Genomic DNA, 15,255 nt, shown 5'->3' on the forward strand with positions numbered 1-15,255 from the left:
GACTGCTCATCGGACTTCGAGGGCATAGCCCACCCCGTGCACCGTGCGCACCCGGTCGGCGCCGATCTTGGCGCGCAGCGCCTTGATGTGGCTGTCGACGGTGCGGGTGCCGGTGGCGTCGGGCCAGTCCCACACCTCGGCCAACAAGCGATCCCGGGCGAGCACCTGGCCGGGGGCGGCGGCCAGGCAGGCGAGCAGGTCGAACTCGGTCGGCGTCAGGTGCACCTGCTGGTCCTCCACGGTGACCCGCCGGGTGCCGGTGTCGATGGTGACCGTGCCGGCCTGCAGCACCCTGGCCGAGCGGCCGGCCAGCTCGGTGGCCCGCTCGACCCGTCGCAACAGCGCAGCCACCCGCGCGACCAGCTCCCGCAGTCCGAACGGCTTGGTGAGGTAGTCGTCGGCGCCGACAGCCAGGCCGGCCAGGATGTCGGCCTCGTCGTCTCGCGCGGTCAGCATCAGCACCGGGATCGGGCGGTGCTGTTGGAGGCGTCGGCAGACCTCGAGGCCGTCGTATCCCGGCAGCATCACGTCCAGCACGACCAGGTCCGGGGTCTCCTCGGCTGCCGCCGCCACGGCGCCGGGACCGTCCCAGGCCTGGGTCACCGCGTAGCCCTCCGCCTCCAGCCGACGCGTGACGCTGTCGTTGATCGCCGGTTCGTCCTCGACGACGAGGAGGTGACGGCGCGGCGGGTCGATGGGCACGGGTCTCACCCTAGGGAGCGCAGTCCGGAGAACGCCCGGACGACTCGTGAAGGTTCTGTGCAGGTTGCCCGAGAGCGCAAAGCGCGGAGACTCAGGCGTCCGGCTCGGCGGCCGGCCAGCTCACCAGCACCCGGGCACCGCCGCCGGGTGCGTCGTCGATCTCGACGTCTCCGCCGTGGGCGCGGGTCAGGCCGTGCACGATGTACATGCCCAGCCCCGAGCCACCGCTCACGCCGCCGGTCCAGAACTTGGTGAAGATCCGGCGCCGGATCTCCGGCGCGATGCCGTCGCCCTCGTCGTCCACGGTCAACACCACCCCGTCGGCCTCCGGGGACCTCGGAGAGAGGCCGACTCGGACGGTTCCGTCACCGTGTCGGACGGCGTTCTCCACCAGGTTGGTGACGACTTGGGTGAACTTGTCCGGGTCGGCCGAGATCTCGGGCAGGTCCTCCGCGACGTCGTACTCGATGGTCCGCGCGGTGCCCGCACGCACGGACTCCACCACTCGCGAGACCAGGACGGCACCGTCGACGGGTCGTGGGTAGAGCGAGAGCCGGCCGGTGTCGATCCGGGCCACGTCGAGCAGTTCGGCGATCAACCGACTGAGCCGGTCGGCGTCGACGTTGACGGTGGTGAGCATCAGCTTCTTCTGCTCGTCGTTGAGCTTGTCCCACCGGTTCAACATCGCCTGCACGAAGCCCTTGACGCCGGTGAGCGGCGAGCGCAGCTCGTGGGCGACCGTGGCCACCAGGTCGGACCGCTCCCGATCCAGGCGGGCCCGGCCGCGACCGTTGCGAAGGCCGACACCCACGCCGAGCAGCTCCCCGAGCGGCTCGCGGCGCACCAGTCGGGCTGTCACCAGCACCTCGGTGCCGTCCGGCAGCTGCCAGGCCTGCTCGGGGATCCCGGTGCGGATGTTGATCGAATCGAACGGTCGGTTGTGCTCGAGCCAGGTGCGACCATGGCTGTCCTGCAGGGTGAGCACCTCACCCAGAGGCGCCCCGACCGCCTCGCCGACGCTGCTGCGCAACATCCGGGCCGCCGTCTCGTTGATCACGGTGACCGTCCCGGTGATATCCGCACCGACGACCCCGTCGGGGTGCGCGTCGGCGAAGAACTGGAGTCCGCTCGGCTGGGGCTCGGCCACGCACAGCACTGTAGAGGCAGGGACCTTCGCGACGACGGAGGCTGACGGGCCCGATGACACAATGAGCGTCCCCGAGCCCCAGGACCGCCGATGCCGACCGACCCGCGTCACCTGCGCGAGGACGCACCGCTCCTCGATGCCTGGCTGCGCTTCTGCGAGTCCGGGGGCAACGATCCCGCGGGGGCCCCGTTCACCATCCCGGGCCACAAGTACCGCACCCACCTGGTCGGCGATGTCGTCGCCGCCGACATCCCACTCTTCGGAGCGCTGGGCAGCGTCAAACACGCGCCCGAGCTGCTCGCCAAAGCCGAGGCGCTGGCCGCCCGCGCGTGGGGTGTCGACCTGTGTCGCTTCTCGCTGGCCGGCTCCACCCATGGCAACCAGGCACTCGCGCTTGCCGTCGCGGCACCCGGGCGGCGGGTCATCGTCGGGCGCACCCTGCACCGATCACTCCTGCTCGGACTGGTGTTGGCCGGCCTCGAGCCGGTCTGGGTTCGGCCCGACGTGGACCCCATCCTCGGGGTGCCGCTGGGCGTCACTCCGACGGCCTTGGCCGAGGCCTTCGATCGCGCACCCGACGCGGCCGCCGTGCTGATCGGAGATCCGTCGTACGTCGGCACGCGCGGCGACGTCTCGGCCCTGGCCGAGGTGGCGCACCACCACGATGCGCCGTTGGTGGTGGATGCCGCCTGGGCGGCGTACTTCGGCTTCCATCCCAATCTGCCACCCCACGCACTCGCGCTCGGGGCGGACGCCCTGGTGACCAGCGCGCACAAGACGCTGCCCGCCTGGTCGCAGGGCGCGCTGGTGCTGGCCCGGTCGGGCCGGATCGATCCGGCCCGGTTCGAGGCGGCGTTCGACGCCGGTCACACCACCAGTCCCTCGGGGACCATCCTGGCGAGCATCGACGCCTCCCGTGCCCTCTTGCAGCGGGACGGTGCCGAACTGCTCCGCCCACTGATCGAGGAGGTCGCCCGGCTGCGGGCCAGGCTGAATGACGTCTCTGGGCTGACCGTGCTCGACGGGCCTGGCGTCGACCCGCTCAAGGTGACCGTGCTGCTCTCCGACACCGGCGCCGACGGGAATGCCGTCGAGGCCGACCTGATCGCGCGGGGGATGCCGCTGGAGATGGCCGACCGGGACACGCTGGTGCCGATCGTCTCTCTCGCCGACGACGCCCGCACGCTCGGCATCCTGGGCGACACGCTGGTCGAGCTGGTCGAGAAGCACCGCGGCACACCCCGGTCCGTGGTCAGCGCGGCCGCCTGGTCGGTCGACCCGGTGGTGCTGGTCAGCCCTCGCGAGGCCTTCTTCGGCCCCCGCGAGACCGTGCCGCTCGCGCAAGCGGAGGGGCGGGCCAGCGCCGAGCTGGTGGCTCCCTATCCCCCTGGTGTCCCGGTCCTCTCCCCCGGCGAGCAGATCACCGACGGAGTCTTGACCGCGCTCCGCGCCGCCCAGGACTCCGGTGTCCGGATCGCCTACGCCGCCGATCCCACCCTTGCCACCGTCCAGGTGGTCGCATCCCCCTGACGGGACGTCACTGGCCCTGGTGGGCGCGGGCGGTCGCGTAGAGGCAGACCGCGGCAGCGGTGGCCAGGTTGAGGCTCTCGGCGCGGCCGAGGATGGGGATGCGGACGCGGTGGTCGGCCAGGGCTGCGGTGTCGGGGGGCAGCCCCCAAGCCTCGTTGCCGAAGAGCCAGGCTGTAGGAGCGGTGAGCAGCTCTTCCGCGGCGAACAGGTCGATCTCGCCCGCTCCGTCGGCGGCAAGAACCGCCAGACCGCGACCGCGTAGAAAAGAGAGGACCTCCGCCACCTCGGGTACCACCGCGAGCGGCAGGTGGAAGAGACTGCCGACGCTGGCGCGCACGCACTTGGCGTTGAGCGGGTCGACGCTGTGGCCGGCGAAGACGACCGCGTCGGCTCCGGCTGCGTCGGCACACCGGATCACGGTGCCGGCGTTGCCCGGGTCGCGGACGTCGGCGCAGACCGCGACCAGGCGCGCCCCCGCGTCGACGGCGGTCTCCAGGTCATGCAGCACGCCGGCCGAGGAGCAGACCGCCGCCAGCCCGGTGGGGGTGACGGTGTCCGACAGCGCTGCCAGCGCACGGTCGTCCGCAAGTTGCCACGGCACCGGGGCGGCGGCGCGCAGGTCGGCGTACCGCTCCGATGCCTCGGGAGTCGCGTAGACCTCTTGGACCGCGCCTGGGACGGCGCACGCCTCGGCGAGCAGCTGAGGCCCCTCGACGAGGAACCGACCGGCCTCTCGCCGGGCGCGGCGATCGGCGAGCCGGGCAGCCGCCCTGATCCGACCGCTGCGCGCGGTCAGCAAGTCGGCCATCCGGACTTGCCGATCAGGGTCAGGACGCGGCCGGGGCGTTGACGTCCTCGGGGAGAGCCTGGCGGGCGGTCTCGACCAGGGCCGCGAAGGCGGCCTCGTCGTTGACGGCCAGGTCGGCGAGGATCTTGCGGTCGACCTCGACACCGGCCAGGTTGAGGCCCTGGATGAACCGGTTGTAGGTCATCCCGTTGGCGCGGGCAGCGGCGTTGATCCGCTGGATCCACAGACGACGGAAGTTGCCCTTGTTCTTGCGGCGGTCGTTGTAGCTGTAGACCAGCGAGTGGGTGACCTGCTCCTTGGCCTTGCGGTACAGGCGCGAGCGCTGGCCGCGGTAGCCGCTGGCGCGCTCGAGGGTGGTCCGGCGCTTCTTCTGGGCGTTCACTGCCCGCTTGACGCGTGCCATGGGTAATTCTCCTTGATGCTGAAGACGGGTAAGGGTGGTCGAGAGGCTCGGGTCAGCGACCCAGCATCTTCTTGGCGCGCTGGACGTCGGCCTTCGCCAGGTCGACCTCACCCACGTTGCGGCGGTGCTTGCGACGGCTGCCCGTCGTCGGAGCGGACGCGAAGGCAGCGCCCGACTTCCGACCGGCCTGGAGGCGCCGGACCTTGCCGGTCCCGGTGACCTTGAAGCGCTTCTTGGCGCCCGAATGAGTCTTGTTCTTCGGCATCTTCGTCTCTCTCCGCGTTTCGTCGCGTTCTACTGGTACGGCGCGGCAAGTGCTGCGCCGCCTTGGGTGTCTCTGTCTGGTGTATCCGCCAGGACGGAAGCTGGTTAGGCCTCGATCTCCGGATCGAGCGCCTCGGAGCGCCGGCGCTCCTTCTTCGGTGCGACCTGGTGGGCAGCGTTGGCGGCGGTCCGCTCGGCCTTCTCCTCCGCCTCGACCGCTGCTCGCTCGGCGGCGCGCTCTTCCTTGGCGGCCTTGGCCTCGAGCTTGGCCTCGGCCTTCTTCTTGTGCGGGCCGAGCACCATGATCATGTTGCGGCCGTCCTGCTTGGGCGCGGACTCCACGAAGCCCAACTCGTCGACGTCCTCCGCCAGCCGCTGCAGCAGCCGGAAGCCCAACTCGGGCCGGTGCTGCTCGCGACCACGGAACATGATCGTGATCTTGACCTTGTCGCCCGCTCGCAGGAACCGCACGACGTGACCCTTCTTGGTCTCGTAGTCGTGCTGGTCGATCTTCGGGCGGAGCTTCATCTCCTTGATGATCACGTTGGTCTGGTTGCGGCGTGCCTCACGGGCCTTCTGGGCGTTTTCGTACTTGAACTTGCCGTAGTCCATGAGCTTGCAGACCGGCGGACGAGCCGTCGGCGCAACTTCGACGAGATCCAGGTCGGCCTCTTGGGCGAGCTTGAGAGCATCGCCCGTCGAGACGATGCCCACCGTCTCACCGTTGGGTCCGACCAACCGGACCTCGGCAACGCGGATCCGGTCGTTGATACGCAGCTCTGTGCTGATGTGTCCTCCTGGTGCCAGGTGTCTGGTGTTTTGGAGGCCCGGTCGAGTTCGTCACGTGCCCGAACACAAAAGGCCTCCGCTGGCGCAAGCGGAGGCCAGGGCTAAGCCCTCATGGACCTGACCCGACGACCTTGAGTCGGTCGATGCGGGTGGGAGACGATTCGAGCCTGTCCCCGCTTGCGTGATCCGCCCTGGTCTCCCAGGGCTGAATCGGTCAACGCTGCATGCTATCGGATCATTCCGCCGCCGGCCGAATCCAGACTCCGTGCTCGCCCACCCGGCCCGCAGTCCATCCGGCGGCGAGCGCGGCCAGGTCATCGCCCTCGACGACCAGGCGGGCCGGACCGGCCAGGTCGACCAGCAGCGCGGCGGCGCCGTCTCGCACCGCGGTCTCCGCGGCTTCGCGGGTGGCGACCGGAAGTGGTCGGGCGGTCCCGTCCCACCGGGCCAACGGCTCGAGGCCGGTGAACGCCAACAGCCCGCGCCGTCCGTCGCCCCGCTGGATGGAGACTGCCGCCATCGCCGTACTCCGGTGACCGTGACCGTGCCCCTGATCGTGTCCCTGATCGTGCTCAGCGAGCGAGTCGGCCGGGACCTCGACCATCGCCAGCAGCAGCCGGGAGTCGGCCAGCGCAGCGAGGGCGGCGCCATACGTCGCCGTGTCACCGGCCGCCGCGTGCGCGGTCAGCGCCGCCGCCACCTCGGGTGGCACGGCACCGGTGTCGGGGTCCGGATCAGCGCTGGCGGCAGGCACGCGCCCGATCCTCTCACCGGCCCGCTTCGGGTCGGTGTGACACCCTGGGAGCGTGGGCTACTACGCGGCGAATCCGATCATGTGGGCGCTGGCCATCTCGATGGCGACCGTCGCCGGGATCTGGACGTTCTTCGCCCTCCGTCGCGGAGCTCGTCGTGCGGCGCTGCGCGGAGTGGCGTTCGTGCTGCTCCCCTTCGGACTGCTCTTCACCGGCACCCTCACCTTGCTCGTGCGGATCGCCGACGTGATCACCCAGTGGGCCTCCCGCCTGGTCTTCGCGCCGATGGTGTGGCTCGGCCTCCTGCTGTTGGCCGTCTCCGCCGGCCTGTTCGTGCTGGGCGGGCGCAAGAAGGACACGCCCGGTCGCTCGGTCGCCCCTGGCCAGAACCCGTCCACGCTCGGGTCGCGGCCGCCCGCCGTCGACCCCGTAGACCCCGAGATGGCCGAGATCGAGGCGCTCCTGCGCAAACGCGGGATCACCTGAGATGCCGACCTCACCTGACATCGCGCGCGATGCCGCGGTGGTGCTCGATCACGCCCTCGGATGTGCGCCGACGCTCGGCGCCGGCCGGCTGATCTGCGTCGACGGACCCGCTGGCTCGGGCAAGACCACGTTGGGCGAGGCGATCGCCAGGGTCGCCCGACGCCGGGTGACGAGTGTGCGCCTGCTGCACATGGACGACATGTACGAAGGCTGGGCGGGCCTCGGTGACGTGGCCACCCGGATCCGGGGCGGGATCATCGACCCGCTGCTCGACGGACGGACGGGGTCCTATCGACGCTGGGACTGGTTTGCCCACCGGTGGGCCGAAGAGCACCACGTCGACCCGGTCCCGCTGCTCGTCATCGAAGGCGTCGGCTCCGGGTCGCTCCAGCTCTCGCCGATGCGATCACCACCCTGGTCTGGGTGGAGGCACCCGCCGACCTACGGCTGGCCCGTGGCGTAGAGCGGGACGGCGAGTCCATGCGCGCCGACTGGCTGACCTGGCGAGAGTCGGAGGCCAAGTTGTTCACCGCCCACCGCACCGCGGAACGCGCCGACATCCTCGTGGACGGCACCGGCGCCACCCCCGCGCAGCTCTGCTGATCCGGAGGGGTCGGCTGGGATGCTGGCCTCGGTGGTCACTCCTGTCGCTGCTTTCTCAAGGTATCTGGGTGGGCCTGCACTTCTCATTGCGTATGCGCCATGGGGAGTGACGCTTCGTCCACTTATCTTGATGAAGCAGCAACGCGTGTGACGGCTGGGAACGTGACCGGCGTCGGCCCCGGGATGGGGTACGCCGTTTGGGCCCAAACCGCATGTCGGATCGCGGTTTCGTTGCCGTTTGGGCCCAAACCGCAACACCTCGACCTGCCGGAGTCCGTCTCCCGCGCCCTTGTGGGCCCTGGTGCCCGTCTTCTGCGGTGCTGTGGTGGCCCTGCCCCATCTCCCGCGGTGCTGTGGTGGCTGAGGACCCGGTATACAGGCCACTTTGCCACCATAGGACCGCGGCAGACGCAACAACACCGCAGCAGACACCCCGCCGCGGAAGAGCCAGGCAGCACCAGCAACCCGGACAGCAACCCCGACCGATGGCGGCGCTCACCCGTGGTCGCTGCTCTGTCGGTCGCCACCACCGACCACCAGCGACCCGGCCGACAACCCCGGCCACGGCGAGCGCTCACCCGCCATCGCTGCCTATCGATCGCCACCACCGACGGCCAGCAACCCGGCGCGCGGCCCGGACCAACGGCAGTGCTCACCGGCCTCGCTGCTCTGCCGGTCGGCACCTGAAGGGGCCGACCAACGCAGCTCAGACCATCCAGTTCGCCTCGAAATCCGGGTCGGTGAGTCCGGGGCGGTCGAAGCCGAACGGAGCGATGTCCGACGGCGTCGAGCCGTCGGTGGCCAGGTCGGCGAGGATCCGGCCGAAGGTGGGGCTGAACTTGAAGCCGTGGGCGGCGCCGAGGCCGACGACGACGCGCTCGTGGCCGGGCACGGGGGCCATCACGAAGTCGCGGTCCGGGGTCAGCGTGTATTGGCAGCGACGTGAGCGGAGCGGCTCGCCGGAGCCGGGCAGCATCGTCTGCACATGCCGAGCCAACAGATCCAGCATCGCCGGGTCGGGGTCGAAGCCACGCTGGTCGGGGTCGACCGCGGGACCACCGCAGTCCTGCGCGGCCTTGATCGTCTCCTCGCCGTAGCAGGGGAATCCGTAGAACGACGGCTCGTCCATCCAGATCCACAGCGGCAGCACCTCCGGCCCGAACCGCACCGGGTCGGCGGGACCGAAGTAGGTGACCTGCTCCAAGGTGGTGGTCAGCGGGATGGCCGCGTCGAGGCAGCCCAACAGATGGTTCGTCCACGCGTCGGCGCACACCACGACGGCCCCGCAGGAGTACGTCGCGTCGGCCGTCTCCACCTCCACCGAGTCATCCAGGTCGCGCAGAGCGGTCACCGGGGTGGAGTCGCGCAGCACTGCTCCGCGGTCAGCGGCGAGCCGCTGCATCGCCGCAGTCCCGCGTGCCGCCGGCACGATCGCGCCGCGCGACTGGTAGAGCGTCACGGTGCCCTCGGGGAGGACGAACTGCGGCCACCGCTCCCTCACCTCGGCGACCGACAACAGTTCGTGCTCGATGCCCACCGCGGTCAGGGACTCGGTGTAGTCGCCCATCGGGATCGCCGGATCGGGCGGGAACAGGTCGAGACCGCCGACCACCGTCACGAACGACTCCCCCGCGTCGTCCTCGAGCGCCGCCCAGTCGTCGTACGCCTCACAGGTCAGCCGCACGTAGGTCGGTGTGTGATAGCTGTGCCGCAGGATCCGGGAGGTGTCGTGCGAGGCGCCTCGGTCGTGGCCCAGCGGGAACTGTTCGAGCCCGATCACACGGTGGCCGCGCAGGGCCAGCTGGTACGCCGTCGCGGAGCCTAGCGCTCCCAGTCCGACCACGGCGTAGTCGAAGGTCTCAGACATCGGCTCTCTCAGACATCGGCCCCTCAGACATCGGCCCCTCAAACATCGGCAAGGTCCTCGGTGGCCACCCGCTGCGGCAGATGGCACGCCACATGATGGCCGTCGACATCGGGTGGGATGAGCGGCAGATCCACGGTCGTGCACATGGTCGCCACGCCGACAGCCTCGGCGAAGCCGCCTTGGAGCGCCGGGCACCGCGGGTGGAAGCGGCAGCCACCGGGGATCCGGGTCGGGTCGGGGATCTCGCCGGTCAGCACGACCGGGGCGAGCTCGTCGATCTCGGGGACCACCGAAAGCAGCGCCTGGGTGTAGGGGTGCTTGGGGCGGGCCAGCACCTCCTCGGTAGGCCCGGACTCGACCACGCGGCCCAGATACATCACCGCGATCCGGTCGGCGATGTTCCAGGCCAGACCGAGGTCGTGGGTCACCACCAGGACGCCGAGGCCCATCTGGTCGCGCAACTTCAGCAAGAGCGCCAGGATCTCGCCCCGGATGGACGCATCCAGCGAGGACACCGGCTCGTCGGCGATCAGCAGCTCCGGCTGGAGCGCCAACGCACCGGCGATGAGCACCCGCTGGCGCTGCCCACCGGAGAGCTCGTAGGGATAGCGCAGGAAGAGCGACTCCGGAGGTCGCAGACCAGCCGAGGCCAGCGCGGCCGCGACCTGCTCGGCCTCGGTCCGACCCTGGGGATCACTGGTGTCCAGCCCGTGCAGTCGGAGCCCCTCGGCCACCGAGTCGTAGACGGTGTGCCGTGGATTCAGCGACGACGAGGCGTCTTGGAGCACCATCTGCACGCGGCGACGCAGTGCACGGAGCCCGGAGATGGAGTAGTTGAGAGGCGTGCCGTCGAAGCGGACCTCGCCTGCGGTCGGGCGCTCAAGGCCCAGCATGGTGCGGGCCAGGGTGGTCTTCCCCGAGCCGGACTCCCCCACCAGGGCGAGCACCTCGCCGGGCCTAACGATCACGTCGACGCCGTCCAGGGCCCGCGCGATGTCACCCGAACGAGTCGTGAACTCCACCACGAGGCCGTCGGCCTCGAGCGCGCCACTGTGCGGGTTCACCTCTGGGGCGTTCATGGCAAGCTCACCGTCTCCCGGTCCTCGCCCACCCGGAAGCAGGCGGCCAGCCTGCCTCCTTCGTAGGACTCCAACGCGGGCATCGCCTCAGCGCAGCTGTCCAGCACCCAGGGGCAGCGCGGCGCGAACGAGCAGCCCGGCGGCAGCTCGGCGGGATCAGGCGGATCCCCGGGGAGCCCCGACGGCGCGAACCGGGCTGCCGGATCCCCGACCTTGGGGAACGCAGCCGACAGTGCGCCGGCATAGGGATGCAGGGGGTGACCGAAGACAGCCTTGGCCGGGCCGGTCTCGACGACGCGCCCGGCATACATCACCACGATCCGGTCGCACAGGTCCCCGAGCACGGAGAGGTCGTGGCTGATGATCAGCATCCCGACGCCGAGCTCACGGACCAGGTGCTGCAGCACGTCGAGCACCTGCGCCTGCACCATCACGTCCAGCGCCGTGGTCGGCTCGTCCGCCACGATCAGCGACGGGTTGCAGGCGAGCGCCATCGCGATCATCACCCGCTGCTTCTGACCGCCAGACAACTGGTGGGGATACGTCGACGCACGCTGCCGCGGCAATCCCACCTGCTCGAGAAGGTCGCCCACTCGCTCGGCGACCTGCTGCTCGGAGAGGGCCGGCTGGTGGGTCGTGATCGCCTCGCCGATCTGCCGGCTGATCCGGTGCACCGGGTTGAGCGAGTGCAGCGCGCCCTGGAAGACGATGGAGGCGCCTGCCCAGCGCAGGGTGCGCAGGTCGCCCCACCGCATGGTGAGCACGTCCTCACCCTCGAAGAGGACCTGGCCGGTCACCTCGGCGGAGGCGGGTTGCAGGCGCAGGATAGTGCTGGCCAACGTGGACTTGCCGCACCCGGACTCACCGGCGAGGCCGACGATCTCGCCTCTGCTGACGGTGAGATCGACGTGTCGGACGGCGGGCACCGCGTTGGTGCCGGAGTGGTAGGTCACGCCGACGTCGCGCATCTCCAGCAGTGGTGCGGTCATCAGCGGCCTCGCAGACGTGGGTCGAGGACCTCTTCGAGCGCTCGGCCGATCAGGGTGAAGGCCAGCACGACCGCGACCACGCACAGGCCGGGCGGCAGGAAGAACCACCAGGATCCGGTCGTGATCGCACCGACGGTGTAGGCCGAGTCGAGCATGGTGCCCCAGGAGACTCGGGTCGGGTCACCGAGCCCGAGGAAGCTGAGCGTGGTCTCGCTGAGGATCGCCGCGGCCACGGTGAGAGTGGTGTTGGCGAAGACCATCGGCATCACGTTGGGCAGGATGTGCCGGCCGATCTGGTGGGCGCGTCCAGCCCCGAGGACCCGGGCTCGCTCCAGGTAGGGCCGCTCCTTGATCGAGAGCGTCTGGCTGCGAATCAGCAGGGCCGTCGACGGCCAGGTGGTGATCCCGATGACCAGCGCGATGTTGAACAGCGAGCGGCCCAGCACGGTCGCCAAGATGATGGCCAGCGGGAGGAACGGGATGACCAGGAACCACTCGGTGAAGCGGTAGAGGAGCGAGCCGGCCCAGCCGGTGAAGTAGCCGGAGAGCAGCCCGATCAGGGTGCCGATGACCATCGAGATGACCGTCGCGAGGAGACCGACGAGCAGCGAGATCCGGCTGCCCCAGATCAGCAGGGTCAGCACGGAGCGACCGGACTCGTCGGTGCCGAGCCAAAACTCCTTCGAAGGCGACTCGAGCACCCCGCCGGTCGCCTTGGTGACCGAGAGACCGTCGGCACTGGCCAGCAACGGGGCGCAGAGCGCCACCAGCACGAACGCGACCATGATGCCCAGGCCGACCATGCCCGAGCGGTGCCGGCGGAACTCTGCCCACCCGCGCGCGAACGCCTGGCGGCGGCGTTGCCAGCTGAGCTGCCGGCTGCTGAGCCGACCGGCCTCGACGGGACTCTCGGTGGGCGCGGTCATGAGCGAACCCTCGGGTCGAGCAGGCCGTAGAGCAGGTTGGCGGCCAGATTGGCGAAGATCACGGCTCCCGAGGCGAACAAGAAGGTGCCCTGCAGGACCCAGTAGTCCGGGGTCTGGAGCGCCTCGGTCGAGAGCAGACCCAGCCCCGGGATGGAGAACACCGTCTCGATGGTGATCGCGCCGCTGACCACGAAGCCGAGGTTGAGGGCGATCACGGTGGTGGCCGGCAGCATGGCGTTGCGCACCGCGTGGTTGTTGCGGACCTGGATGTCGCGCAGCCCCTTCGCGCGCGCCGTAGTCAGGTAGTCCTCGCCCAGCTCGTCGAGCACGGAGGCGCGCATGATCAGGGAGTACTCCGCCAGGTAGGCCAGGGTCAGTGTGAACACGGGCAGGACGAGGTGCCAGGCCACATCCAGGCCGTGCTCGAGGGCGCCTTCGCCGACCGCGCCGGAGTCGAGGCCGCCGGTCGGGAAGATGCCGGGGATCGGTCCGATGCCCACGGAGAACACCGCGATCAGCACCAGGCCGAGCCACCACTCCGGCATGGAGTAGAGGGTGAGCGCAGCTCCGGTCGTCGAGCGGTCGAGGAAGCTGTCCCGCTTCCAGGCCTGGTGGATGCCCATCCAGATCCCGATCACGGTGGACAGGATGGTGGAGGTGCCGACCAGCAGCAGCGTCGGCCACATCCGGTCCAACATCAGCTCGGAGACCGGCACGTTGTACTTGATCGAGATACCCAGGTCGCCGGTGAAGGTGTTGCGCAGGAACGTGAAGAACTGTTGGAGAAGCGGCTGGTCGAGGCCGTGGGTCTTGTTGAACTCCGCCAACTGCTCGGGCGTGGTGAACCGGCCTCGACCGAGCGTGCGAGCAGGATCCCCCGGCAGCACCCGGAACAGGAAGAAGTTCACCACCAGCATGAAGGCGAGGCTGCCCAGCGAGCCCAACACCTTGCCGCCGACGTAGCGCGGATAGCTCTTCCCGCGGCCGCCGCTGCGCGGCGTCACCTCCGTGGCCGGCGCCTCGCCGGCCACCACCATGCTCACGAGCGGCTCACTCCCGGTCGTCCGTCGTGCTCCGCCGACGCATCATCGCCACGCCGCCGGCGCCCAGCAGCGCCAGCAGCACGATGCCGCCGCCGACCAGGACACCGGTGCTGACGCCACCGCTCTCCCCCGCCGCGGTGGCCTGACTCGCGCTCTTGTCGCCGGCACATTCGCTGGCCTCCGACGCCGGCCTCATATTGATGTAGTTGTAGGCGCCATACTGGAACAGCCAGATCCCACCGGGGTCGGGCTGCGGACGCAGGCAGGCGAACCGGTCGCTGCGCACGGCCTCGCCGATAGTGCTGTAGGCGGTGACGAGGTACGGCGCGTCGACGTAGAGCATCTCCTGCATCTTCTTGACGATCTCGGCCCGCTTGGCTCGGTCGACGGTGATGCTCTGCTCGTCGAAGAGCTTGTCGTACTTCTTGTTGCAGTACCACGAGTCCGACCAGTTCCCTCGCTGGTCGCAGGTCAGGTAGGACAGCATCGACTGGGGGTCCGGCTCGACGTACCAGCCCCACTGGAACATGTCGAAGGTCCCGTCCAAGATCACGTCGGTGAGCTTGCTGGACTCGTAGGTGTCCACCCTGGCCTGGATGCCGAGCTCGCCGAGCCACTCCTTGAAGTAGTTCATCGTGTTCAGTGAGGCATCCATGTCCGAGTCGCTGCGAGCTGCCAGCCGCAGCGTCCCGATCGGTGACCCGTCCGGCTGGGTGCGCAACCCGTCGGAGCCCAGCTTGTAGCCGGCCTCGTCGAGCAGTTCGCCGGCCCGGTCGAGGTCGAAACTGAACGCGACGTCTTCGGGTGGGTCCCACCGCCATTGGCTGTAGGCCGGTGGGATGATCGTGGTGCCCGGCTCTCCGGCTCCTTGGTAGACGGTCTCGATCAACTTGTCGCGGTCGATCGCGAAGCCGAGGGCATAGCGGAACTTCGGGTCGAGCATGGCGGGGTTCGGATCGCCGATCGGCTTGCCGGTCTTGACGTCGACCGAGCCGGTGTTGAACGCGATCTCGTCGAAGCTCGGCGAGTTGCCGTTGATGGCGGTGATGCCCGGCTCACCCTGCAACGCCTTGACCTGGATCGGGCTGATCGCCTCGGCGAAGTCGACCTCGCCCTTCTTGAGAGCCGCGATCGCCGGATCCTCGCTCTTGTAGACGCGGTAGGCGACTTCGTCGATGTGGGGGGTGCCCTGCCAGTAGTCCGGGTTGGCCTCGAAGCGGTAGCTGTCGCCGCCCGCCTTGCCCTCGACCAGCCGGAACGGGCCCGAGCCGACCACGGGCTGGCCGTCCTCGGGCTCGTTGGAGTAGGTCTTCACGTCCTTCTCCGAGACGTCCTTCCAGATGTGCTCGGGGATGATCGGGATCGGCAGCAGCGGCAGCACCGCGTTGGGCTTTGCGGTCTTCAGCACGACCGTGGTGTCGTCGGGGGCGGTCACCGAGGTGACTCCCTTGAGGTAGGAGCCCCAGGTGGCCGATTCGGGGCCGCCGTCGAGGATGCGGTTGTAGGTGTAGGCGATGTCCTGGGCGGTCAGAGGCTCGCCGTCGGACCAGTTGATGCCGTCACGGATGTGGAAGGTCCAGGTCAGTCCGTCCTCGGAGGTGTCCCAGGACTTCGCTAGGCCCGGCTCGGGCGACATGTCGTCCATCGAGTAGGTGATCATGTAGTCGTACATGAGCGCCCACATCTCGAACGACTCGGCCTCGATGCCCAAGAACGGGTTGAACGAGTCGACCTCGTTGGTCAGCGCCACCGTGAAGGTGACCTTGTCGGCCGCGGCGGCCGGACTGGGCGGCGCACCCAGTGACAGCGCCGGTGCCAGCGAGGCCAGCAACAACGCGGCTGCGGCCAGCCAGCGCGCGCGAGTACC

The 15,255-nt window shown here is 69.6% G+C and carries 17 protein-coding genes; 4 read left to right on the top strand and 13 right to left on the bottom strand.

Annotated features, from left to right (window positions below; genetic code table 11):
- Positions 1 to 6: 6 nt before the first annotated feature.
- Positions 7 to 702 carry a response regulator transcription factor gene (locus QM714_RS04940; RefSeq protein ID WP_415098152.1) on the bottom strand — a complete coding sequence of 232 codons (696 nt, stop codon included), beginning with the start codon at positions 700 to 702 and terminating at the stop codon, positions 7 to 9.
- A 91-nt stretch (positions 703 to 793) separates the two neighbouring features.
- A complete protein-coding gene (locus QM714_RS04945) occupies positions 794 to 1,849 on the bottom strand; it encodes an ATP-binding protein (RefSeq protein WP_415098154.1) in 1,056 nt (351 codons plus the stop codon).
- A 90-nt stretch (positions 1,850 to 1,939) separates the two neighbouring features.
- Here QM714_RS04945 and QM714_RS04950 point away from each other — a divergent pair, with 90 nt between their 5' ends.
- Entirely contained in the window at positions 1,940 to 3,379 is a 1,440-nt protein-coding gene (locus tag QM714_RS04950; protein ID WP_415098156.1) for an aminotransferase class I/II-fold pyridoxal phosphate-dependent enzyme, read from the top strand.
- A 7-nt stretch (positions 3,380 to 3,386) separates the two neighbouring features.
- Here QM714_RS04950 and QM714_RS04955 read toward each other — a convergent pair whose 3' ends face one another.
- From QM714_RS04955 to QM714_RS04975, 5 genes are all read right to left on the bottom strand, one after another.
- Complete coding sequence (locus tag QM714_RS04955) at positions 3,387 to 4,187, bottom strand: TrmH family RNA methyltransferase (protein WP_415098158.1); 801 nt, start codon at positions 4,185 to 4,187, stop codon at positions 3,387 to 3,389.
- Between the two features lie 19 nt (positions 4,188 to 4,206).
- Positions 4,207 to 4,590, bottom strand: a complete 384-nt coding sequence (gene rplT, locus QM714_RS04960) for a 50S ribosomal protein L20 (protein ID WP_415098160.1) — start codon at positions 4,588 to 4,590, stop codon at positions 4,207 to 4,209.
- Between the two features lie 52 nt (positions 4,591 to 4,642).
- The gene (locus QM714_RS04965) at positions 4,643 to 4,855 is read right to left on the bottom strand and encodes a large ribosomal subunit protein bL35 (protein ID WP_415098162.1); all 213 of its coding nucleotides are present in this window, start codon (positions 4,853 to 4,855) and stop codon (positions 4,643 to 4,645) included.
- Positions 4,856 to 4,959: 104 nt separating this feature from the next.
- Positions 4,960 to 5,661, bottom strand: coding sequence for a translation initiation factor IF-3 (gene infC, locus QM714_RS04970; RefSeq protein WP_415100981.1), 702 nt, complete (start codon positions 5,659 to 5,661; stop codon positions 4,960 to 4,962).
- A 217-nt stretch (positions 5,662 to 5,878) separates the two neighbouring features.
- Positions 5,879 to 6,397, bottom strand: a complete 519-nt coding sequence (locus tag QM714_RS04975) for an SseB family protein (RefSeq protein ID WP_415098164.1) — start codon at positions 6,395 to 6,397, stop codon at positions 5,879 to 5,881.
- A gap of 52 nt (positions 6,398 to 6,449) precedes the next feature.
- Here QM714_RS04975 and QM714_RS04980 point away from each other — a divergent pair, with 52 nt between their 5' ends.
- Genes QM714_RS04980 through QM714_RS04990 form a run of 3 tightly spaced genes read left to right on the top strand, consistent with a single transcriptional unit; the run spans position 6,450 to position 7,484 of the window.
- On the top strand, positions 6,450 to 6,881 hold the full coding sequence (locus QM714_RS04980; RefSeq protein ID WP_415098166.1) for a hypothetical protein: 432 nt from the start codon (positions 6,450 to 6,452) through the stop codon (positions 6,879 to 6,881).
- A gap of 1 nt (position 6,882) precedes the next feature.
- The gene (locus tag QM714_RS04985; protein ID WP_415098168.1) at positions 6,883 to 7,344 is read left to right on the top strand and encodes a uridine kinase family protein; all 462 of its coding nucleotides are present in this window, start codon (positions 6,883 to 6,885) and stop codon (positions 7,342 to 7,344) included.
- Positions 7,305 to 7,484 (top strand): hypothetical protein, encoded by a 180-nt coding sequence (locus QM714_RS04990; protein WP_415098170.1) that lies wholly within the window; start codon positions 7,305 to 7,307, stop codon positions 7,482 to 7,484. Before QM714_RS04985 ends, QM714_RS04990 begins: the two co-directional genes overlap by 40 nt.
- 706 nt (positions 7,485 to 8,190) lie before the next feature.
- Here QM714_RS04990 and solA read toward each other — a convergent pair.
- Genes solA through QM714_RS05020 form a run of 6 tightly spaced genes read right to left on the bottom strand, consistent with a single transcriptional unit; the run spans position 8,191 to position 15,222 of the window.
- Entirely contained in the window at positions 8,191 to 9,351 is a 1,161-nt protein-coding gene (gene solA / locus QM714_RS04995) for an N-methyl-L-tryptophan oxidase (RefSeq protein ID WP_415098172.1), read from the bottom strand.
- A 38-nt stretch (positions 9,352 to 9,389) separates the two neighbouring features.
- Positions 9,390 to 10,430 (bottom strand): ABC transporter ATP-binding protein, encoded by a 1,041-nt coding sequence (locus tag QM714_RS05000; protein ID WP_415098174.1) that lies wholly within the window; start codon positions 10,428 to 10,430, stop codon positions 9,390 to 9,392.
- Positions 10,427 to 11,419: an ABC transporter ATP-binding protein gene (locus tag QM714_RS05005; protein WP_415098176.1), complete on the bottom strand. Its 993-nt coding sequence runs from the start codon at positions 11,417 to 11,419 to the stop codon at positions 10,427 to 10,429. The genes QM714_RS05000 and QM714_RS05005 overlap by 4 nt, the downstream gene beginning before the upstream one ends.
- Positions 11,419 to 12,345, bottom strand: a complete 927-nt coding sequence (locus tag QM714_RS05010; protein WP_415098178.1) for an ABC transporter permease — start codon at positions 12,343 to 12,345, stop codon at positions 11,419 to 11,421. Before QM714_RS05010 ends, QM714_RS05005 begins: the two co-directional genes overlap by 1 nt.
- A complete protein-coding gene (locus QM714_RS05015; protein ID WP_415100983.1) occupies positions 12,342 to 13,382 on the bottom strand; it encodes an ABC transporter permease in 1,041 nt (346 codons plus the stop codon). Before QM714_RS05015 ends, QM714_RS05010 begins: the two co-directional genes overlap by 4 nt.
- A gap of 13 nt (positions 13,383 to 13,395) precedes the next feature.
- Positions 13,396 to 15,222 carry an ABC transporter substrate-binding protein gene (locus QM714_RS05020; protein WP_415098180.1) on the bottom strand — a complete coding sequence of 609 codons (1,827 nt, stop codon included), beginning with the start codon at positions 15,220 to 15,222 and terminating at the stop codon, positions 13,396 to 13,398.
- Positions 15,223 to 15,255: the final 33 nt, after the last annotated feature.

Origin of the sequence: Nocardioides sp., assembly GCF_047602075.1 — a bacterium.
Taxonomy (GTDB): Bacteria; Actinomycetota; Actinomycetes; order Propionibacteriales; family Nocardioidaceae; genus Nocardioides.

Bases quoted from the DNA above. Each gene is read 5' to 3' on its own strand.
- QM714_RS04965 (WP_415098162.1), bottom strand. From the start codon at position 4,855: ATGCCGAAGAACAAGACTCATTCGGGCGCCAAGAAGCGCTTCAAGGTC.
- QM714_RS04950 (WP_415098156.1), top strand. From the start codon at position 1,940: ATGCCGACCGACCCGCGTCACCTGCGCGAGGACGCACCGCTCCTCGAT.
- QM714_RS05015 (WP_415100983.1), bottom strand. From the start codon at position 13,382: ATGGTGGTGGCCGGCGAGGCGCCGGCCACGGAGGTGACGCCGCGCAGC.
- QM714_RS04955 (WP_415098158.1), bottom strand. From the start codon at position 4,187: ATGGCCGACTTGCTGACCGCGCGCAGCGGTCGGATCAGGGCGGCTGCC.
- QM714_RS05005 (WP_415098176.1), bottom strand. From the start codon at position 11,419: ATGACCGCACCACTGCTGGAGATGCGCGACGTCGGCGTGACCTACCAC.
- QM714_RS04985 (WP_415098168.1), top strand. From the start codon at position 6,883: ATGCCGACCTCACCTGACATCGCGCGCGATGCCGCGGTGGTGCTCGAT.
- rplT (WP_415098160.1), bottom strand. From the start codon at position 4,590: ATGGCACGCGTCAAGCGGGCAGTGAACGCCCAGAAGAAGCGCCGGACC.
- solA (WP_415098172.1), bottom strand. From the start codon at position 9,351: ATGTCTGAGACCTTCGACTACGCCGTGGTCGGACTGGGAGCGCTAGGC.
- QM714_RS05000 (WP_415098174.1), bottom strand. From the start codon at position 10,430: ATGAACGCCCCAGAGGTGAACCCGCACAGTGGCGCGCTCGAGGCCGAC.
- QM714_RS05010 (WP_415098178.1), bottom strand. From the start codon at position 12,345: ATGACCGCGCCCACCGAGAGTCCCGTCGAGGCCGGTCGGCTCAGCAGC.